The 18,589-nt window shown below is 73.9% G+C and carries 20 protein-coding genes; 9 read left to right on the forward strand and 11 right to left on the reverse strand.

Annotated features, from left to right (window positions below; all coding sequences use genetic code 11):
• Positions 1-38: 38 nt before the first annotated feature.
• The 6 genes from ACI79C_RS08815 to ACI79C_RS08840 all read right to left on the reverse strand — a co-directional run bounded on the left by ACI79C_RS08815 (position 39) and on the right by ACI79C_RS08840 (position 5,777).
• Complete coding sequence (locus ACI79C_RS08815) at positions 39-1,232, reverse strand: cytochrome P450 (protein ID WP_456945259.1); 1,194 nt, start codon at positions 1,230-1,232, stop codon at positions 39-41.
• A gap of 164 nt (positions 1,233-1,396) precedes the next feature.
• Entirely contained in the window at positions 1,397-2,380 is a 984-nt protein-coding gene (locus ACI79C_RS08820) for a quinone oxidoreductase family protein (RefSeq protein ID WP_456945260.1), read from the reverse strand.
• Positions 2,381-2,455: 75 nt separating this feature from the next.
• Positions 2,456-2,815, reverse strand: coding sequence for a hypothetical protein (locus ACI79C_RS08825; RefSeq protein ID WP_456945261.1), 360 nt, complete (start codon positions 2,813-2,815; stop codon positions 2,456-2,458).
• A 31-nt stretch (positions 2,816-2,846) separates the two neighbouring features.
• A complete protein-coding gene (locus tag ACI79C_RS08830; protein ID WP_456945262.1) occupies positions 2,847-3,710 on the reverse strand; it encodes a DODA-type extradiol aromatic ring-opening family dioxygenase in 864 nt (287 codons plus the stop codon).
• Positions 3,703-4,566 carry a citryl-CoA lyase gene (locus ACI79C_RS08835; RefSeq protein WP_456945263.1) on the reverse strand — a complete coding sequence of 288 codons (864 nt, stop codon included), beginning with the start codon at positions 4,564-4,566 and terminating at the stop codon, positions 3,703-3,705. Before ACI79C_RS08835 ends, ACI79C_RS08830 begins: the two co-directional genes overlap by 8 nt.
• Positions 4,563-5,777: a CaiB/BaiF CoA transferase family protein gene (locus ACI79C_RS08840; RefSeq protein ID WP_456945264.1), complete on the reverse strand. Its 1,215-nt coding sequence runs from the start codon at positions 5,775-5,777 to the stop codon at positions 4,563-4,565. Before ACI79C_RS08840 ends, ACI79C_RS08835 begins: the two co-directional genes overlap by 4 nt.
• Positions 5,778-6,020: 243 nt before the next feature.
• On the opposite strand from ACI79C_RS08840, the gene ACI79C_RS08845 reads away from it, so the two are divergent.
• The 5 genes from ACI79C_RS08845 (at position 6,021) to ACI79C_RS08865 (ending at position 10,944) form a co-directional block, all read left to right on the forward strand.
• Positions 6,021-7,511 (forward strand): amidohydrolase family protein, encoded by a 1,491-nt coding sequence (locus tag ACI79C_RS08845; RefSeq protein ID WP_456945265.1) that lies wholly within the window; start codon positions 6,021-6,023, stop codon positions 7,509-7,511.
• A 134-nt stretch (positions 7,512-7,645) separates the two neighbouring features.
• Positions 7,646-8,467, forward strand: coding sequence for an IclR family transcriptional regulator domain-containing protein (locus ACI79C_RS08850; protein WP_456945266.1), 822 nt, complete (start codon positions 7,646-7,648; stop codon positions 8,465-8,467).
• Positions 8,468-8,517: 50 nt separating this feature from the next.
• On the forward strand, positions 8,518-9,234 hold the full coding sequence (locus tag ACI79C_RS08855; RefSeq protein ID WP_456945267.1) for a Clp protease N-terminal domain-containing protein: 717 nt from the start codon (positions 8,518-8,520) through the stop codon (positions 9,232-9,234).
• Positions 9,235-9,315: 81 nt separating this feature from the next.
• Positions 9,316-10,557 (forward strand): acyl-CoA dehydrogenase family protein, encoded by a 1,242-nt coding sequence (locus ACI79C_RS08860; RefSeq protein ID WP_456945268.1) that lies wholly within the window; start codon positions 9,316-9,318, stop codon positions 10,555-10,557.
• A 9-nt stretch (positions 10,558-10,566) separates the two neighbouring features.
• The gene (locus tag ACI79C_RS08865) at positions 10,567-10,944 is read left to right on the forward strand and encodes an ester cyclase (RefSeq protein ID WP_456945269.1); all 378 of its coding nucleotides are present in this window, start codon (positions 10,567-10,569) and stop codon (positions 10,942-10,944) included.
• 7 nt (positions 10,945-10,951) lie between these two features.
• Here the strand turns inward: ACI79C_RS08865 and ACI79C_RS08870 are convergent, their stop codons facing one another.
• The 3 genes from ACI79C_RS08870 to ACI79C_RS08880 form a co-directional block, all read right to left on the reverse strand.
• Positions 10,952-12,244: an MFS transporter gene (locus ACI79C_RS08870; protein WP_456945270.1), complete on the reverse strand. Its 1,293-nt coding sequence runs from the start codon at positions 12,242-12,244 to the stop codon at positions 10,952-10,954.
• 113 nt (positions 12,245-12,357) lie between these two features.
• Positions 12,358-13,122, reverse strand: coding sequence for a crotonase/enoyl-CoA hydratase family protein (locus tag ACI79C_RS08875; protein WP_456945271.1), 765 nt, complete (start codon positions 13,120-13,122; stop codon positions 12,358-12,360).
• A 28-nt stretch (positions 13,123-13,150) separates the two neighbouring features.
• The gene (locus ACI79C_RS08880; protein WP_456945272.1) at positions 13,151-14,305 is read right to left on the reverse strand and encodes a CaiB/BaiF CoA transferase family protein; all 1,155 of its coding nucleotides are present in this window, start codon (positions 14,303-14,305) and stop codon (positions 13,151-13,153) included.
• Between the two features lie 54 nt (positions 14,306-14,359).
• Between ACI79C_RS08880 and ACI79C_RS08885 the strand changes: the two genes are divergently transcribed.
• Positions 14,360-14,830, forward strand: a complete 471-nt coding sequence (locus ACI79C_RS08885) for a MaoC family dehydratase (RefSeq protein WP_456945273.1) — start codon at positions 14,360-14,362, stop codon at positions 14,828-14,830.
• Between the two features lies 1 nt (position 14,831).
• Here the strand turns inward: ACI79C_RS08885 and ACI79C_RS08890 are convergent, their stop codons facing one another.
• Positions 14,832-15,956: a serine hydrolase domain-containing protein gene (locus ACI79C_RS08890; RefSeq protein ID WP_456945274.1), complete on the reverse strand. Its 1,125-nt coding sequence runs from the start codon at positions 15,954-15,956 to the stop codon at positions 14,832-14,834.
• Positions 15,957-16,098: 142 nt separating this feature from the next.
• Between ACI79C_RS08890 and ACI79C_RS08895 the strand changes: the two genes are divergently transcribed.
• Positions 16,099-16,305, forward strand: a complete 207-nt coding sequence (locus ACI79C_RS08895; RefSeq protein ID WP_456945275.1) for a hypothetical protein — start codon at positions 16,099-16,101, stop codon at positions 16,303-16,305.
• A gap of 322 nt (positions 16,306-16,627) precedes the next feature.
• Here the strand turns inward: ACI79C_RS08895 and ACI79C_RS08900 are convergent, their stop codons facing one another.
• A complete protein-coding gene (locus ACI79C_RS08900) occupies positions 16,628-16,876 on the reverse strand; it encodes a hypothetical protein (protein WP_456945276.1) in 249 nt (82 codons plus the stop codon).
• A gap of 88 nt (positions 16,877-16,964) precedes the next feature.
• Here ACI79C_RS08900 and ACI79C_RS08905 point away from each other — a divergent pair, with 88 nt between their 5' ends.
• The gene (locus ACI79C_RS08905) at positions 16,965-17,570 is read left to right on the forward strand and encodes a dihydrofolate reductase family protein (protein ID WP_456945277.1); all 606 of its coding nucleotides are present in this window, start codon (positions 16,965-16,967) and stop codon (positions 17,568-17,570) included.
• Between the two features lie 234 nt (positions 17,571-17,804).
• Positions 17,805-18,422 carry a DUF6508 domain-containing protein gene (locus tag ACI79C_RS08910; protein ID WP_456945310.1) on the forward strand — a complete coding sequence of 206 codons (618 nt, stop codon included), beginning with the start codon at positions 17,805-17,807 and terminating at the stop codon, positions 18,420-18,422.
• Positions 18,423-18,589 lie beyond the last annotated feature (167 nt).

An 18,589-nucleotide genomic window follows, 5' to 3' on the forward strand; every position in this document is an offset into this window, starting at 1 on the left:
GGTGCCCCGCATCCGGGTCCCGGGGCACCGGGAGGGGCTCAGGCGCGGTCGACGGTGACGTCGACCCGCCCGAAGGCGCGGATGAGGTTGTTCAGCGCGCGCTCGGTGCCCTGCAGGTGGAAGCGGGCGACGCGCGGGGCCAGTGCTCGCAGCAGCGACTCGGTCTCCATCCGGGCCAGGCCCGCACCGGCGCAGCCGTGCTCGCCCATGCCGAACCCGAGCTGGTGGACGGCGTTGGCGCGGGTGACGTCGAACTCGTCGGGCCGCTCGAACTTGCGCTCGTCGCGGTTGGCCGAGGCGTAGATGACCAGGACGCGGGAGCCCTCGGGGACCTCGACGTCGCCGATGCGGGTGTCCCGGCTGGTGATCCGGCCGAAGGCGCGGATCGGGGACTCGATGCGGACCACCTCGTTGACCGCGTTCGGGATGAGCTTCGGGTCCTCGCGCACGAGGTCCCACTGGCCGGGGTGCTGCGCGAACAGCCAGATGGCGCTGCCGACGGCGCTGATCGTCGTGTCCAGCGACGGGGCGAGGTAGTCGAGCATCAGCATCATCGCCTGCTCGGTGGAGATCTCCCCCTTGTCGACCGACTCCAGGACGCCGGCCCCGAGGCTGCCCGGCGAGACGTTGCGGGTGCGGACGATCTCGGCGCCGAACGCGGCCATCTCGCCGCACTGGGGCAGCGCGCGCTGGGCCCGGTCGTTGAGCGGGCCGAACGAGTCGAAGTTGGCGCCGGCCCAGCGCAGCAGGTGCTCGCGGCCCTCCTGGGGCCAGCCGATGAAGTCCGGGACGATCGACAGCGGCAGCGCCCGCGCCAGGTCGGCGACCGCGTCGAAGGAGCCCTTCTCGACCAGGCCGGCGACGAGCTCCTCGGCCTTGTCCGAGACGACGTCCTTCATCGGCCGCAGCGCGCGCGGGGTGAGCCGGTTGGCCACCACCTGGCGCAGGTGGGCGTGCAGGTCGCCGTCACTGGCCAGCGTGCACCCGAGGATCGCCTGGTTGGCCGGCTCGTTGAGCGCGATGCCGTTGGCCGAGCGGAAGGTGTCGGAGTCCATCAGGACCGCGCGGGCCTCGTCGTACCGCGCGACGGCGTAGGCGCCGTGCTGCGACAGCCAGACCGCCGGGCCCAGTTCGCGCAGGGCGCGGTAGTCCTCGTACGGCTCGAGCAGCGCCTCGTCGGTGTAGATGTCCCCGTCGTACGCGGGGGCGGCGGTCGGCGCGGTCGTGGTCATGGGGCGAGAGGTCCTTCCAAGGCGCGGAATCCCGAGTGAGCGGGAGTGGACAACTGTCCGCGTCGCGGACAGCCCGACCTTGCCCGGCGCCGCAGGCCTGTGTCAAGGGACACATCCGCCGGGCGGACGGCGCGGTGCCGTCGTCCCGCGGCGGCCGCGCGGCCTCAGCCGACCGGGGCCTCGGGCACGAGGACGACCCGGCGCCCGGCCCCCTGGGCCGTGAGCGCCCAGCCGCGTTCGACCTCCTCGAGCGGGAGGACGACGTGGTCGAGGCCCAGGGCGCCGCGCTCGGCATGACCGAGGACGGCGGTCAGCGCCTGGGCCCGCTGCTGCCCCGTGAGCGCGTTGTTGGTGTAACCCAGCACCTCGGCGCTGCGGCTGCGCAGCACCGAGGAGGAGAAGGCGGCGCTGTCACCGGAGGCGCCGCCGAGGTTGACCAGCCGCCCGAACGGCGCGAGCACCCGCGAGGCCGCCGTCGCCGCGGCGCCGAAGACCGGGTCGACGACGACGTCGACGTCCCCGCCGCAGGCCTCGGCCAGCCGCGCGGTCAGCGCGTCCACGTCGCCCGACAGCCGGACCACCGCGTCGGCACCGGCCCGCTGCGCGCGCTGCTCGGCCTCGGCCGACCGGCAGACGCCGACCACCCGGCCCGCGCCGAGCAACCGCGCCGCACCGACGGCGACCTGGCCGACCGCGCCGCCGGCGCCCAGGACCAGGACCCGCTCCCCCGGCTGCATGCGCCCTCGCCAGGTCAGCGCCATCCACGCGGCGACCGCGGACAGCCCGAGGGCGGCCACGAGGGCGTCGGGCACCGCCGCGGTCACCGGGACGACGTCGGCGTCGGGCACCGAGCACCGCTCGGCCAGGCTCCCGTCGCCGGGGGCCATGCCGGCCGACGTCGCGAACCACACCCGCGTCCCGGGCGCGTGCGTCCCGGACTCGACCACCTCGCCGACGCCCTGCACGCCGGGGACGTAGGGCGTCGCCGGCGTGCCGAAGTAGGAGGTGCCCGAGGCGCACAGCTGGTCGAGCGGGACCACCGGCGCCGCGGTCACCCGGACCAGCGTGCGCCCCTCCCCCGCCCGCGGGTCGGGGTGGGCACCGAACGTCGGCGGCGCACCGGGGGTGTGCAGGACGGCGGCGCGCATCGGGCTCCTCCTCGGGATGCGGGACCGCCCCCGCCCCGGGGGACCGGGACGGGGGCGGCGGGCTCGGGGTCCTCCTCAGGTGGCGATGTCCGGGTAGGGCATCGAGACGTGCTCCATCGCCTTGCCGTAGGCCTTCTGGTACTCCAGCGGGCCGTGGTCACGCTCGAACATCGCGATGAAGAGCGTGAGGGTGAGGAACGGGTGGGCGCCCATCTGGAACAGCGTGACGTGGTCGTGCTCGCGCAGCGCCGTCCGCTCCTCCTCGGTGAACGCCAGCCAGGTCGACTTCTCGGCGTCGATGCAGTTGAGCAGCTTGTTGGCCATCTCGGCCTCCCACCACTCGACCGTGCCGGCCGGGTCCTCCCGGTAGCGCTCGACCAGCTCGGGGTCGCGGTCGACGGTGTAGAGGAACTTGTCGAGCAGGTACTTGCTCATGCGGGGATCTCCGTTCCGGTCGTCCGCGGGCTCAGGCCGGCGCGCCGTTGGGGTACCAGGTGAAGTAGGCCTCCATCGTGTGGAACAGGTCGAGGCTGTCCACGTGCGCGGCCTTCTGCCCCTCGCCGGCGACGCCCATCATCAGCATGAAGTCCATGAACCCGTGGGTGGCGTTGCCCGGGTGGTGCAGGCTCTCCAGGGTCACCTCGGCCAGGCAGCCCTCGATGTCGCCGCTGGCGATCCACTCGATGGCCTTGCGGTCGAACTCGGGGTCGGGCCCGTGCTCACCGAACTGGCGCGGACCGCCGAGCTCCAGCGACAGGTGGCCGGTGCCGATGATCGCGACCCGCTTGTCGCTCTCCCAGGACTCCACCATCTCCCGGATCGCCCGGCCCAGCTGCACGAACCGCCGCGGCTGCGGCAGCGGCGGCGCGAAGATGTTGGTGTAGATCGGCACGATCGGCAGATCGGCCTCCGGGCGCAGCGCGATGATCGGGCACGTGATGCTGTGGTCGATCCGCAGCTCGTTGCTGAACGCCAGGTCGAAGTCGCGGTCGAGCCCGTCGCGCAGGATGTGCGCCGCGAGGTCCTCCTCGCCGCGCAGCTTCAACCGGGGCAGGCCGAACTCGCGCTCCTCGTTGTACCAGTTGGCGTCGAACCAGGGCGCCTTGCCGACGAGGAACTGGGGCATGTTGTCCAGCCACAGCTGGTGGAAGTGGTCGCTGCCCACCATCACCAGGACGTCGGGCTCGGCCCGGTTGAGCGTCTCGGCGAAGGCCGCCTGCTTGGCGACCCACTCGTCCGCGAACGGCGGCCGGTCGGCGCCGGTCGAGGTCTTGGCGCGGTAGAAGAACGGGTGGTGCGTGGATGCGATGACCGCGGCTACTTCAGCCACGACGACCTCCGTTGGTGTCGGTGTCCGAGTGGGTGCCCGGCAGCGGGTCCGGGACGTAGGGGTCGGGGGCGACGGACCGGTTGTTGAGGTCCACCGACAGGAAGACCTCGTTGCCGACCGGGTGCCGCAGCTCCTCGGCCAGCTGGCCGATCAGCCCGGCGGTGCGGGCCAGCAGCGCGAACCCGCGCAGCAGCTCCAGGGGCAGCCCCAGGTCGGCCAGCGCGGCTCCGCACACGCCGGCGCCGTTGAGCGGCAGGGTCTTGCCGAGCACCTGGGAGTGCACGCGCCCGATCGCGGCGAACAGCGACAGGTGCGGACCGTAGAGGCCCTCTTCCTCGGCGATCGCGAACAGCCGTGGGGTCCGCGGGTCGCCGTTCTTGTGCACGTGGTGGCCCAGACCCGGGACGAAGCGCCGGGCCGCGCGCTGGGCGGTGACCGTCTCCAGCGCCAGGGCGTCCCAGCCGGCGTCGTCGGTGGGCAGCTCGCCCTCCACCGAGGTGAGGACGTCGTGCAGGAAGCGGCCGCAGTCCTCCGTCACGCCGAGGAACCGGGAGCCCCCGCCGAGCAGGCCCGCGGCCAGCGCGCCCTGCACCGAGTCCGGCGCGGACAGGTAGGTCAGCCGGGTGACGATCGCAGTCGGGGTGAAGCCGTGGTCGGCCAGCGCCGCCAGGACCGCCTCGAAGACGCGGGTCTCGCCCTTCGACGGGCGCCGCTGCGTGGCCAGCCAGAAGGCCAGCTCACCGAAGCCGACCTCGCCCATGACGTCGCGGGCCAGGTCCGACCCCAGCAGGGTGATGCTCTCCAGGCTGGAGGCACCCAGCGCCGTCGGGTAGACGGGACGGCCGTCGTCGCTCACGCCTGGACCTCCTCCCCGTCGGCGGTGCGGGCGGCCGGCGCGGCCAGCCACTCGCGGATCTCCGCACCGTGCTCGTCGAGCCGGGGTGGGGGCAAGCGGTAGTCGGCCGGGGTGGAAGAGAACCTGATCGGGTTGCGCACCGACGGCACCGCGGCGTCCCCCTCCCCCACGGTGACCACGGGGTCCAGGCCCACCTCCTCGGCGAAGGCGACGCCCTGGTCGACGGTGTTGATCGGCCCGCACGGCACGCCGGCGGCGATGATGTCGCGGAACCACTCGTGCTTGCTGCGGCTGCGCAGCCGCTCGACGAGCAGCGGCCGCAGCTGGTCGCGGTTGGCAGTGCGGTCCTCGTTGCGCAGGAACCGGGGGTCGTCGGCGAGCTCGGGCACGCCCAGGACCTCGACCAGCTTGCGGAACTGCCCGCTGTTGCCGGCGGTGATGATCAGGTCGCCGTCGGCGCAGGGCAGCGGCTCGTACGGGAACAGGCTGGGGTGGCTGTTGCCCATCCGGAACGGGACGACGCCGCCGGCGACGTAGGCGCTGGAGTGGTTGACCAGCCCGGACAGCGCCGAGGACATCAGGTTGACCTCGACGTGCTGCCCCCGGCCGCTCTCGTGCCGGGCGTTGAGCGCACTCAGCACGCCGATCGTCGCGTGCAGCCCGGCCATCACGTCGAAGACAGAGATCCCGGCGCGGTAGGGCTCGCCGTCCGGGTCGCCGGTGAGGCTCATCAGGCCGGAGATGGCCTGCACGATGAGGTCGTAGCCGGGCAGCTTCCGGCCCTCCGGGCCGCTGCCGAAGCCGCTGATCGAGGCGTAGACGACCCCGGGGTTGTCCTCGGCGACGGTCTCGTAGTCCAGGCCGAAGCGGGCCAGGCCGCCGGGCTTGAAGTTCTCGACCAGCACGTCCGCGCGGCGGGCCAGCTCCCGGGCCGCGGCCGCGTCGTCGGGGTCCTTGAGGTCCAGTGCGATGGACCGCTTGTTGCGGTTGACGCCGAGGTAGTAGGTGGAGACGCCGTCGCGGACCGGCGGGGCCCAGCTGCGGGTGTCGTCACCGGCAGGGCTCTCGACCTTGACGACCTCGGCGCCCAGGTCGGCGAGCAGCATGGTCGCGTACGGCCCGGCGAGGACGCGGGAGAAGTCGGCGACCAGCAGACCCGCGAGGGGTCCCCGCCCCGGTGTCGCGCCCGGGACGGGTCGCTGTGCGGTCATTCGTCAGTGCACCTCTCATCACTGGTCGACCGGCATACGGACGATGGTCCGCTGTCCGTGCCGGGAAGTCTTGAGGCGTTACCCACGGGTGTCAAGACGCACTCCCGCCGCGCGGACCCGGCGCCACGCGCGAGCGCGTCTTGACAGTCTCGTCACACCCCGACCAAGGTGGCCAGGTCCGATGTACTGACCGGTATACGGACGCAGGTCCGCTGACGGTCGCCTGTCTCGAGGAGGAGACGCATGACCAGTTCCGACGACGGGGCCGTCCCCCAGCCCGGCCGGCCCCTGCTCCTGCGCGGCGGCACGGTGCTCACGATGGACGACGCCTGCACGGTGCTCCCCGACGCCGACGTCCTCGTCGTCGACGACCGGATCGCCGCGGTGGGCCCGGGCCTGGAGGCCCCCGAGGGCGCCCAGGTGATCGACGCCAGCGACGGCATCGTCATGCCCGGCATGATCGACACCCACCGGCACATGTGGCAGACCGCCATGCGGGGGTACGGCGCGGACTGGACACTCACCCAGTACTTCGTCTGGTACTACCTCGAGCACGGCAAGAAGTTCCGGCCCGAGGACATCGCCGCCGGCAACCGGCTGGCCGCCATCGAGTCCCTCGACGCCGGCGTCACCACGACCGTCGACTGGTCCCACGGCCTGCAGTCGGTGGAGCACGGCGAGGCCGCGCTGGAGGCGCTGCGCTCGGTCCCCGGCCGGTTCGTGCTGGCCTACGGCAACATCCAGCAGGGCCCGTGGGAGTGGACCACCGACCCCGCCGTCCGGTCGTTCCTGGAGCGGCTGCGCGACGCGGGCGACGACATGATGGGCGTGCAGATCGCCTTCGACGTCACCGGCGACCCGGCCTTCCCCGAGAAGGCCGCCTTCGAGGCCGCCCGCGACATGGGCATCCCGGTCACCACGCACGCCGGCGTCTGGGCCGCCACCAACGACACCGGCATCCAGCAGATGCACGAGCACGGGTTCATGACGCCCGAGACGACCTACGTGCACGCCGCCACCCTCACCGCCGACAGCTACCAGCGGATCGCCGCGACCGGGGGCTCGATCTCGGTCGCCACCGAGTCCGAGTGCAGTGCCGGGCAGGGCCACGCCCCCACGGCCCAGGTGATGCAGTACGGCATCCCGGTGTCGCTCTCGATGGACACCAGCGTCTGGTGGAGCGGCGACATGTTCTCCGCCATGCGGGCCACGCTCAACGCCGACCGCATGGCCGAGCACATGGACGCCCACCTCAAGGGCGAGACCATCACCCACCTGCGGCTGCGGGCCCAGCAGGTGGTCGAGTGGACCACCCGCGGCGGCGCGCACACCATCGGCCGGGACGCCGACCTCGGCAGCCTCGAGGTGGGCAAGAAGGCCGACGTCGTCCTGATCAAGAACGACCGGTCGCCGGTGTCCTTCCCGCTGCTCAACCCGCTCGGCCACGTCGCCTTCCAGGCCCAGCGCGCGGACGTGCACACGGTCGTCGTCGACGGCCGGGTCGTGAAGCACGCCCACGAGCTGGTCGGCGTCGACCTGGCGGCGGTCCGGCGCGAGGTCGAGGCCACCGTCGACCACCTGCGCGCCGAGCTCGGCGAGGAGGCGTGGAACGCGGGCATGTTCCCGGACAAGCCCGCCGCAGAGCAGGAGATCCTCGAGAACCCGTACCGGTACACCGACTTCAAGGACGAGTCGAAGCGGTCGGGGTCCGAGGACCGGGTGCTCGGCCGCTGACCGAAGACCCCCTGCCCCGCCACGCACGGCGGGGGCCCTACAGGGGTCCACGGGGGAGGTCCGGTCACCCGGGCCTCCCCCGCCGCACACCGGCCGGACGACGCGCCGGCGCCAGGACGACAGGAGGACGCCGCATGGCGGGGCGAGGTACCGGGCCGGACTTCGTCGAGGCCCTGGCCCGGGGGCTCGACGTGCTGGCCTGCTTCGACGCGGACCACCCCAGCATGACCCTCTCCGAGGTGGCGACGGCGGCGGGCCTGGCCCGGCCCACCGCCCGGCGGCTGCTGCTCACCCTGGAGGAGCTGGGCTTCGTCCGCTCGACCGGCAACGCGTTCTCGCTGACGCCGCGCGTGCTCACCCTGGGCATGGCCTACGTCGGTGCGCTCGGGCTGTGGGACATCGCCCGCCCACACCTGGCCCGCCTGGTCGCCAGCACCGGGGAGTCCTCGTCGATGACCCAGCTCGACGGGTCCGACGTCGTCTACGTCGCCCGGGTGTCGGTGCCCAAGCTGATCACCCTCCGGGTGGAGATCGGCACCCGCTTCCCGGCCCGGCAGACCTCCCAGGGCAAGGTGCTCCTCGCGGCCCTCTCCCCCGCCGAGCTCGACGCGGCGCTGGCCCGGCCGAGCCGCTCGGGCCTGCCGTCCTCCCCCGGCCGGGACGACGACCGGCTGCGCGCGGAGCTCACCGAGGTGCGGGCACGCGGCTGGGCGCTGGCCGACGAGGAGCTCGCCCCCGGCATCCGGTCGGTCGCCGTCCCGGTGCGCGACGGGTCCGGCGCGGTCCGGGCGGCCATGAACGTCACCGTGCACGCTGCGGAGACCCCCACCGAGCACCTCCTCTCCGCGCACCTGCCCCGGCTGCTCCGCACGGCCGGCGAGATCAGCGCCGAGTGGGCGCTGTGGCAGTCCCGGCCGCACCTCGACGTGGCCCGGGCCGCGGAGGCGACCGGCTGAGCGTCAACCTGGTGTTGACACCCCGGACGGCGTCAACCTACGGTTGACGCATGACGCCTCCTGTGCAACTGCGGTCCACCGTCCGTCTCGACGACCTCATCGCGGCCATCCAGCGGGCCGACGACGACGTCCTCCGGCAGCTCACCAGCGCGGTGGTCCTGGCCGACCACATCGGCGAGGTCGCCGACTCCCTCATCGGCCACTTCGTGGACCAGGCCCGCCGGTCGGGTGCCTCGTGGTCCGACATCGGGCGGAGCATGGGCGTGACCCGGCAGGCGGCGCAGAAGCGGTTCGTCGGCCGGGACCCCGGCCGCTCGTCGGCGCTGGACCCCGAGGAGGGCTTCGGCCGGTTCACCGACCGGGCCCGCGGCGCGGTGGTGGCGGCCCAGAACGAGGCCCGGGCGGCCGGCAGCCCGGAGATCGGCACCGCCCACCTGGTCCTGGGGCTGCTCGCCGACCCCGACGGCGTCGCGGCTCGGGCGCTGCTCGCCGACGGCCGCACGGCCGAGGCCGTGCGGGCCGCCGCGGCGGGCTCGTTCTCCCCGCCGGCCGCCGACGTGCCCGACTTCGTGCCCTTCGACGCCGCGGCCCGCTCGGCCCTGGAGCTCACCTTCGCGATCGCCTCGCGCCGCGACGACGACGCGGTCGACACCGAGCACCTGCTGCTGGCGCTGCTCGAGGCGGAGGGCGGCGCCGGGCTGCTCGCCGGCCTGGGCGTCACCGAGCGGGCCGTCGAGGCCGCCGCAGCGGCGGATCCGCAGGGCTGACGCGGGGGCCCCCGCGCGGGCGGGCCGGGGAGTCCCTACGGTCGCTAGCGGAGCGTCCGCACGGCCCGACTGGAGGTCCTGATGACCGCGAACGAACTGGCCGCCCCCTCGGCCCGCGCCCGGGAGCTGTACGACCTCATGCTCGCCTTCATGCGGGAGGAGGTGCTGCCCGCCGAGGCCGAGTACCAGGCGCACCGCCGCGCGGCCGGGCCCGACGGCCACGAGGTGCCGCCGGTGGTCGAGGAGCTCAAGCGCAAGGCCCGCGAGCGCGGCCTGTGGAACCTGTTCCTGCCCGCGGAGTCCGGCCTCACCCAGCTCGAGTACGCGCCGATCGCCGAGCTGTCGGGCTGGAGCCTGGACCTCGCGCCCGAGGCGATCAACTCGGCCGCCCCCGACACCGGCAACATGGAGCTGCTGCACCTGCTGGGCACCGAGCAGCAGAAGAAGGAGTGGCTCGAGCCGCTGCTGAACGGGGAGATCCGCTCGGCGTTCGCCATGACCGAGCCCGACGTCGCCAGCAGCGACGCGACCAACATCGGCACCCGCGTCGAGCGCGACGGTGACGAGTACGTCATCAACGGCCGCAAGTGGTGGACCAGCGGCGCGATGGACCCGCGCTGCGCGCTGTTCATCCTCATGGGCAAGACCGACCCGTCGGCGCCGACGCACCGGCAGCAGACGATGGTGATCGTGCCGCGGGACACCCCCGGCCTCACCGTCGTCCGCGACTACCCGGTGTTGGGGCACCACGACCAGCACGGGCACGCCCAGGTCCGCTTCGAGGACGTGCGGGTGCCGGTGTCCAACGTCGTCGGCGAGGAGGGCGGCGGGTTCGCCGCGGCCCAGGCGCGCCTGGGGCCGGGCCGGATCCACCACTGCATGCGGGCCCTCGGCGCGGCCGAGCGCGCCCTGGCGCTGCTGGTGCAGCGGGCCCAGCAGCGGGTGGCCTTCGGGGGGCCGCTGGCCGACCAGGGCGTCGTCCAGCAGCAGGTCGCCGAGTCGCGGCTGGAGATCGAGCAGGCCCGGCTGCTGTGCCACCGCGCGTGCCAGGTGATCGACACCGAGGGCAACAAGGCCGCCAAGGACCTCGTGGCCATGGCCAAGGTCGCCGTCCCCCGGGCGGCCACCCGGGTCATCGACCGGGCGATCCAGGTGCACGGCGGCGCGGGGATGACCGACGTGACGCCGCTGGCGGCCATGTACGCCTGGCACCGCGCGATGCGGCTGTTCGACGGTCCCGACGAGGTGCACCTGCGCTCGGTGGCCCGCACCGAGCTCCGGCGTGAGCCCCTGCTCCCGCCCGGCCGGGTGGTCGTGGACTGAGGGACCCTCGTGGACGCGCAGGCGGCGACGGCGATCGTGCGGCGGTACTGGGACGGGCTGTGGAACCGGCGGGACCTCGGCGTGATCGAGGAGCTGATCGCCGAGCCCTACGTCCGGCACTCGTCCGCCGGCACGCGCTCGCTGAGCCGCGCCGACTTCTCGCGCGAGGTCAGCGCCTCCTGGCAGCTGCTGCACGACGCGGCGACCACGATCGACGACCAGGTGGCCGCTGACGACCGGGTGTGGACCCGCGCCACGACGACGGGGGTCAACCTCGACACCGGGGAGACGTCGGTGGTCACCTGGCTGGTGGTGCACCGGGTGGAGGGCGGCCGGATCGCGGAGTCCTGGAGCGCGACGATCCCCGGGGTCGACTGGCGCGGCTGAGCCGGCCTCAGCCCAGGTCGCGCAGGCGGGTGGCCGCGGCCACCCGCCTGCGGCTGACCAGTGCGAACAGCAGCACGAACAGCAGCACGCCACCGCCCATCGCGGCCAGCGTGACGCGCAGGCCGACGAGGTCGGCGAGCAGCCCGAGGGGCAGGGCGGCGATGCCGAAGGCGCCGAAGCTCAACATGATCAGCCCCTGCACGCGCCCGTGGTACTCCATGTCCGAGAGGCTCAGCAGCTGGGACTGGTTGGTCGTCTGGAAGGCCAGCATCGCCCCGCCCAGCAGGAGCAGGACGACGACGGCGACCCAGGCGCTGGGCGCCACGGCCAGCCCGCAGATCGCCAGGCCGAACAGGGCACCCGACAGCGCGAACACCCGCGTCTCCCCCGTCCGCGAGGAGCGGCGGCCCAGCAGCAGCCCGGCGCTGACCCCGCCGACGGCCGACGTGGCGGACAGGACGCCGTAGCCGACCGAGCCCAGCCCGAACAGGTCGCTGGCGATGGTCGGCATGAAGGCCAGGTAGGGCATCCCGCACATCGTCACGCCGATGCCGCACCAGGTCAGCGCGGACAGCTCCGGGTGCCGGCGGACGTAGCGCACCCCGTCGGCCAGCTCCCCGAGCGGTGAGCGGTCCGGCGCCTCCCCGCGACGGCGGCCCGGCGGCAGCGCCGCCGTGAGCAGGACGCCGATCGTGGCGAGGACCGCGCTGGCCAGGAAGATCGCCGCGGTCCCCCACGTCACCGCGCCGATCACCACCCCGGCCAGCGCCGGGCCGACCACCCGGCTGACCTCGGTGTTGACCAGCAGCAGCGAGACCGCCTGCGGCAGCGAGCCGCGCGGCACCAGCTCGGCGAGGAACGCCATCCGGGCGGGGTTGAACAGCGCGAACCCGACGGCCTGGAGCACGCCGGCGCCGAGCAGCATCCAGTAGGCGATGACGTCGAAGACGATGGCCAGGCCGATCCAGGCGCTGGAGGTGGCCAGGAGCAGGACCGAGGCCTGCAGCACGAGGCGTTTGGGCAGCCGGTCGGCGGCCACCCCGCCCCACGGCGTGGCGACGAGCAGCGCGACGCCGAAGGAGAGCAGCACCCCGCCGAGTGCGGCGTTGGAGCCGGTGAGCTGGAAGGCCAGCCAGCTGCGGGCGATGGCCTGGGCCATGACGCCGATGAACACCGCCGCGGCGTTGAGGTAGAGCACCAGGAAGCCGCCGATGCGCAGGATGCCCAGCGCGCCGAGCGGTGCCGGGGCCGCCGCCGGCCCGGGGACGGCCCCGGCGTCCGGCGTGGTCTCCGCGCTCATGGTCCCCCTCGTCCGGCGCGCCGGACCTCCGGACGCGGAACTGCTCCGGACCGGTCTACCACCGCGCGCCCGGGTCCTCCGAGCGGGCTCCCGGCAGGCGGAGGACCACCCGCTCAGCGCCCCCGCCAGACCGGCGGGCGCTTCTCCGCGAAGGCGGCCGAGCCCTCCCGGGCGTCCTCGCTGGTGAACACCGGGGCGACCAGCTCGTCCTGCCGCGCCCAGCCCTCCTCGGAGGTCCAGTCGGCGCTGCCCCGGGCGATCTGCTTGGTCGCGGCCACGGCGAGGGGCCCGTTCGCCGCGATGGTCGCGGCCAGCGCGAGCGCCCCGTCGAGCGCGCCGCCCTCCTGGGTCAGCCGGTTGACCAGGCCGACGGCGGCGGCGCGGGCCGCGTCGATCGGGTCGCCGGTCAGGAGCATCTCCAGCGCCAGGGGCAGCGGCAGCCGCTTTGGCAGCTGCAGCGCGGCGCCCCCGGCGGCCACCAGCGAGCGCTTCACCTCCGGGACGCCGAAGCGCGCGGTCTCGGCGGCGACCACGAGGTCGCAGGCGAGCAGCAGCTCGAAGCCCCCGGCCAGCGCCCAGCCCTCGACCGCACCGATCAGCGGCTTGCGCGGCGGGGTCCGGGTGATGCCGCACAACCCGCGGCCCTCGATCGCCGGGGTCTCCCCGCGCAGGAACGCCTTGAGGTCCATACCGGCCGAGAAGGTGCCCCCGGCGCCGGTCAGCACGCCGACCCGCAGCTCGTCGGACGCGTCGAGCTCGTCGACGGCCGCGGCCACCGCCTCCGCGACGGCCCGGGTCAGCGCGTTGCGCGCCTCCGGCCGGTTGAGAGTGATCACCTGCACGGCCTCGCGCCGCTCGACCAGTACCTCGTCCGTCACCGGGGCTCCTCGTGCTCGGGGTTCTCGGTCAGTCGGCCTGGACCACCGCGCCGGCCTCCAGCAGCCGGTCGACCTCGTCCGCCGAGAAGCCCCACGCCGCCAGCGCCGTCCGGGTGTCCTGCCCCGGTGCCCGAGGGGCGCCGCGGACCGCGCCCGGCGTCCGGGAGAAGCGCGGGGCGGGGGCCGGCTGCGGGGAGCCGTCGCGGTCGGTGAAGGTGCCGCGGGCGGCCAGGTGCGGGTGCGCCGGGGCCTCGGTGAGCCCGAGGACCGGGGTGACGCAGGCGTCGGTGCCCTCGAAGACCGCCGTCCACTCGTCGCGGGTCCGGGTGGCGAAGACCTCGGCGATCCGCTGCCGCTGCTCGGGCCACCGGTCGACGTCGTACTGGCCGCCGGGCAGGTCGCCGTCGAAGCCGAGGCCGTGCAGGAACTGGGCGTAGAACTGCGGCTCGATGGCGCCGACCGCCACGTGCCGGCCGTCGGCGCAGGCGTAGGTGTCGTAGAACGGCGCCCCGCCGTCGAGCAGGTTGACCGCGCGCCGGTCCTGCCACAGGCCGGCGCCGAGCATCCCGTAGACCATCGTGACCAGCGCGCTGGCGCCGTCCACCATCGCGGCGTCGACGACCTGCCCCCGCCCGCTCGTCCCGCGCTCCAGCAGCGCGGCGAGGACACCGACGACCAGGAACATGGCGCCGCCGCCGAAGTCCGCGCCGATGTTGAGCGGCGGGACCGGCTTGTCCGCCGGCCCGATGGCGTGCAGGGCGCCGGTGAGGCCGAGGTAGTTGATGTCGTGGCCGGCGCGGGCGGCGAGCGGCCCGTCCTGGCCCCAGCCGGTCATGCGCGCGTAGACCAGCCGCGGGTTGCGCGCGGCGCAGTCGTCGGGGCCGACGCCGAGCCGCTCGGTGACGCCGGGCCGCAGCCCCTCGACCAGCACGTCGGCGGACTCGACGAGCCGGAGGACGACGTCGCGGCCGGCCGGGCTCTTCAGGTCGACGGCGATCGACGGCCGGCTGCGGTGCAGCGCCTCCTTGGCCGGGGAGACCAGCTGCGTGCCGCCACCGGGCCGGTCCACCCGCACGACGTCGGCACCGAGCTCGGCCAGCAGCATGCAGGCGAAGGGCGCCGGCCCCAGCCCGGCCAGCTCGACGACGCGGATGCCGGCGAGGGGGCCGGGAGGGGGCTGCACGCCGGTCACGCTAGCAACCTGTGACGACGACCACCGGGCACTACGTTCGGGCCGGTGAGCAGCCCACACCGGACCGGCGAGCACTGGTTCGAGGACTACGTGCCCGGGACGACGGCGGAGTTCGGCCCGCTGCGGGTGGAGGAGGCCGACGTCGTCGACTTCGGCCGGCGCTTCGACCCGCAGCCCTTCCACGTCGACGCGACTGCCGCCGCGGCCGGCCCGTTCGGCGGGCTGATCGCCAGCGGCTGGCACACCTGCGCGCTGATGATGCGGCTGTTCGCCGACGAGTACCTCTCCCCCGTCTCCAGCCTGGGCTCCCCCGGCGTCGACGAGCTGCGCTGGATCGCGCCGGTGCGCCCCGGCGACGAGCTGACCCTGCGGGTCACCGTCGAGGAGGCCCGGCTGTCGCGGTCCAAGCCCGACCGGGGCCTGGTGCGCACGCGGATCGAGCTGGCCAACCAGGACGGCGTGGTCGCGCTGAGCATGGTGGCGATGAACCTGATCCGGACCCGGCCGCCGAGCTGAGTCAGACGCAGGCGGAGAGGGTCTGCCAGAACTCGACCGGCTCGTCGTCGGGGCCGCCGTAGAGGCGCTGGGTGAGCAGGACCCCGACCAGGTCCCGCGCCGGGTCGGCCCAGGCGCTGGTGCCCGTGCCGCCGTCCCAGCCCCACCGCCCGGGCGTCTGCCAGGGGCGGGCGGCCTCGACGCAGACCCCGACCTGCAACCCCCAGGAGATGCCGGGGCCGAGGAAGTCCGCAGCCGCCGCCCGCTGCGGGCCGCTCAGCGCGTCGGCGGTCATCGCGGCGACCGCAGCGGCGGGCAGCACCGGGGCGCCGCCGTCGGCCAGCGCGGCGTAGAAGGCCACGACCTCCGGCGCCGTCGACACCAGGCCGGCGGCCAGACCCTCGAACGCCGGCGGCCGGCCGAACCCGCCGGGCGCGTCGAGCACCTCGAGGCCGTCCTCGGTGGGCAGGTAGCAGGTGGCCAGCCGGTCGGGGTCCGGCGTCCAGAAGGCGGTGTCGGCCAGGCCGAGGGGCCCGGTGACCCGCTCGGCCAGCAGGTCGGTCACCGGACGCCCGGTCGCACGGGACAGCAGGACGCCGAGCACGTCGCTGGCCAGGTGGTAGAGCCAGACCTCGCCGGGGTGGGCGGCCAGGGGCAGCTCGGCGAGCCGGCGCAGGTACTCGTCCGGCGCCACGGGCGGCGACCAGGGCCCCGGGCCGATCTCGCGCTCCTCGATGGCGCGGTCCAGCGGGCTGCCGTCCCAGAGGCCGCCGAACCCGGGGGTGTTGGTGAGCAGGTGCCGCACGGTGATCGGCCGCTCGGCGGGCACGGTGTCCGACAGGGGGCCGGAGCGGTCGCGCAGCACCCGCGGCGACGCGAGCTCGGGCAGCCAGCGCTCCACCGGGTCGTCGAGGCCGAGGACGCCGTCCTCGACCAGGGCGAGGGTCAGGGCCCCGGCGAAGGGCTTGGTCACCGAGGCCAGCCGGAACAGGGTGTCCTCCCGCATCGGCGCCGCCCCGCCGACCGCGGTCGTCCCGCCGGTGAGCACCTCGGTCTCGCCGCGGTGGCGCACCGCGGCGACGAAGCCGGGCAGCCGGCCGCTGCCGACCTGCCGCTGCAGCACGGCGCGGACGGGCTCGAGATCCATGTCAGGGAGACCCTCACCGGCCGCGGGACTCATCGGCACCCGGATGCCGTCTGCTCGGGGTCGGGCGCGCCGTTGCGGATGGCTACGCCGGCGCCGGACGCCGTCCAGGCCGTGACCGGTGGTCGCCGATACCGTCAGGGGGATGGAGAGGGCGGAGGCGTCTCGGCGGTGGCGCACCCGACTCGTCTTCTCCCTGCTCTTCGTGCTGCTCAGCGCAGGCGTGGCGATGACCCACCTCCGCCGCGGCGACACGGTCCTGGGTTGGGTGTGGGTCGCCCTGGCAGCCGTGAGCGCGGCCCTCGCCCTCGTCAGCTGGGTGAGGCTGCGACGGGGACACTCCCTCCGGTAGCAGACCGCCCAGGGGCGTTCGACCGACCGCCGGGAACGTGGTGAGGAACGACCGAGGTCGATTCCGGCACCAGTTGAGGAGGTGTCCCAGAAGGCGGCTCCAGGCACAGAGCGTCGTCGAAGTCGCTCATCCCTTCGGGCGGGGATTGCCACGACCGGCGAACCCCGACTGGCATCCCTGGTACGACCTCCACATGGGGTCGCTCAGGGAGTGGTGGACTGCCACCTTGCGGCTGCGGCGCGGGACGGGGCGACCTCGCCCTGAGGGTGACACCAACGGGACGGATGGAGTCTTGTAGCAGCGGCGTCCCACAGCGGGCGGCTCAGGGCGACGGGAGCTCCGGCCCAGTCTCAGGTCGACCGGCGGGGCACTTCCAGCACCGCCCGTCGCGACTGACGACGCTGACCTCGCCACTGTCGGTGCCGCACATGCCTTCGGCGCCCTGACGCTGGCCATCCGGCGGCCGATCAGGAGGCTGCCACGACACCAGGATCTCGTCGTCGCCGATGCGGACCCTCACCTGCTCCATGTCCAGACCCAGCTGCTGGAACGTGGGACGTTGCAGCGTCATGGGTCTCCTCGTCACCCCACAGCGCGGCCAATGAGTTCGTGGCTGCCGGCCGGTCCAAGCTCGTGACACCCGAGGAAAGGAGACCGCCATGTCGGAGCTTCTCGTCGACTTCATCACCTCCCTCGACGGCTACGCATCGGGAGAGGGATGGCCCGGGTTCTGGGGCCTCGAGGGCCCGGAGTACCTCGCATGGCTCGGCGAGCAGCCCGAGGCCACCTACCTGATGGGAGCGAACACCTACCGCCTGATGTCGGGCTTCGCCGCCGGCGAGCTCCCGGATGGCCAAGACGAGTTCAGGCCCGAAGAAGAGGCGTCCGTCGACGAGCTCACGCGAGCGTCCAAGGTGGTGTTCTCCTCCTCACTCGAGGAGCCACTGACGTGGGCCAACTCCACGCTCGTCCGCGACGACGCCGTCGAGGTGGTCCGCGCCATGAAGTCGAGTGGCTCGGGGCTCCTCAGCACGATCGGCAGCCTCAGCCTGTGCCGGTCCCTGCTACGAGCCGGACTCGTCGACCGCTTCCGGGTCGGGATGTTCCCGGTGATCACCGGGGCCACGGGCGCAGAACGCATCTACGACGGCTATCCGGACGTCGCCCTCGAGATGATCGAGCACCGCACCTTCGACGGCCGCATCCAGCTGGTCGAGTACAAGCCCCGCGTGCTCGAGCACCCGCCGCTCGGCGCCCCTGCGTGACGTCGCCTCGTCCGCCGGTCTGGACGGCCGCCCGAGAGTGCAGACCGCGGTCGACCGGCTGGTCACGAGACAGCCCAGCGTCTGACCATCTTGCTCGGCGGTGATGGCGACTGTCTCGTCCGCGAGCTCGCGGGAGGTCGAGGCGGCTGTCTCTCGGAAGGCGCCCGACTCAGAGCGAAAGGCGCTGTCAGCACCCCGTGCACTCCCGCATCGGTCCTGATCGTGAGCCGGCAGATGCAGCCGCTCCACGGCACCTGGGCCTCGCCACCACCTGTCGCCCAGCCGCTTGCGCCCCGCAACTCCCTCAGCCTCGAAGCGTGTCCCCCGGTGAGCCGCTCAAGGACAGCGTCGTCAACTCGCCCTGAGGGCGGCTTCGGAGACACTGGCGCCGTGGTCGCCTTCCAGGCCGAGGGGTCGCCGGGCAGCGGGGACGCCGATGACGCGCACGTGATCGGTGGGCTCCGAACCGCCGGGGCTCGGGATCGGGCTCGACTGCGAGCGGCCGTGGAGGCCGTCCGGCATGCGCCTCCACCCTTGGCCGAGTGGCACGGCGGAGCGCCGAACGCCGACGGTGTCATCCAGCTGCCGTTCCCCGTCCACCACCCCGCGGTGGACGAGCTCGTCACGGCGCTCGGTCGAGCACACGCCGTCACCAGGTTCGACCGGATGCACTGGCAGGGCGGTCGCCGGTACCCGGACGCCGCGGCGGTGCGACGCGCGCCGGTAGCGGATGCCGTCCGTCTGGTCACCATGTTCGTCCGTGGCGAGCGGTTCGCCGATGGGACCATCGCAGCGGCCGTCGAGGACGGCCGGCTACTGGCCGCGGCACAGCGCATCCTCGACGAATGGTGACCTCCCGAGTTCCTCGTGCACGTCCGTGGACGGGCCCCTCGCGGACGTGCAACTGTCGGGCTCCTGCGCCACCTGCGTGCTGACGTTCCCGCGGGAACGTCGTCAAGCCGCCCCTTGCACGCTCCACGGGAACGCGGCCCTGAGCAGGTGCCCGGAGGAGGACGGCA

This window comes from Geodermatophilus sp. SYSU D00697 (assembly GCF_054050175.1).

What these genes read in the sequence shown, in the direction of transcription:
- ACI79C_RS08815 (WP_456945259.1), bottom strand. Translation starts at nt 1,232, where the DNA reads ATGACCACGACCGCGCCGACCGCCGCCCCCGCGTACGACGGGGACATC.
- ACI79C_RS08820 (WP_456945260.1), bottom strand. Translation starts at nt 2,380, where the DNA reads ATGCGCGCCGCCGTCCTGCACACCCCCGGTGCGCCGCCGACGTTCGGT.
- ACI79C_RS08825 (WP_456945261.1), bottom strand. Translation starts at nt 2,815, where the DNA reads ATGAGCAAGTACCTGCTCGACAAGTTCCTCTACACCGTCGACCGCGAC.
- ACI79C_RS08840 (WP_456945264.1), bottom strand. Translation starts at nt 5,777, where the DNA reads ATGACCGCACAGCGACCCGTCCCGGGCGCGACACCGGGGCGGGGACCC.
- ACI79C_RS08845 (WP_456945265.1), top strand. Translation starts at nt 6,021, where the DNA reads ATGACCAGTTCCGACGACGGGGCCGTCCCCCAGCCCGGCCGGCCCCTG.
- ACI79C_RS08850 (WP_456945266.1), top strand. Translation starts at nt 7,646, where the DNA reads ATGGCGGGGCGAGGTACCGGGCCGGACTTCGTCGAGGCCCTGGCCCGG.
- ACI79C_RS08855 (WP_456945267.1), top strand. Translation starts at nt 8,518, where the DNA reads ATGACGCCTCCTGTGCAACTGCGGTCCACCGTCCGTCTCGACGACCTC.
- ACI79C_RS08860 (WP_456945268.1), top strand. Translation starts at nt 9,316, where the DNA reads ATGACCGCGAACGAACTGGCCGCCCCCTCGGCCCGCGCCCGGGAGCTG.
- ACI79C_RS08870 (WP_456945270.1), bottom strand. Translation starts at nt 12,244, where the DNA reads ATGAGCGCGGAGACCACGCCGGACGCCGGGGCCGTCCCCGGGCCGGCG.
- ACI79C_RS08890 (WP_456945274.1), bottom strand. Translation starts at nt 15,956, where the DNA reads ATGGATCTCGAGCCCGTCCGCGCCGTGCTGCAGCGGCAGGTCGGCAGC.
- ACI79C_RS08895 (WP_456945275.1), top strand. Translation starts at nt 16,099, where the DNA reads ATGGAGAGGGCGGAGGCGTCTCGGCGGTGGCGCACCCGACTCGTCTTC.
- ACI79C_RS08900 (WP_456945276.1), bottom strand. Translation starts at nt 16,876, where the DNA reads ATGACGCTGCAACGTCCCACGTTCCAGCAGCTGGGTCTGGACATGGAG.
- ACI79C_RS08905 (WP_456945277.1), top strand. Translation starts at nt 16,965, where the DNA reads ATGTCGGAGCTTCTCGTCGACTTCATCACCTCCCTCGACGGCTACGCA.
- ACI79C_RS08910 (WP_456945310.1), top strand. Translation starts at nt 17,805, where the DNA reads ATGCAGCCGCTCCACGGCACCTGGGCCTCGCCACCACCTGTCGCCCAG.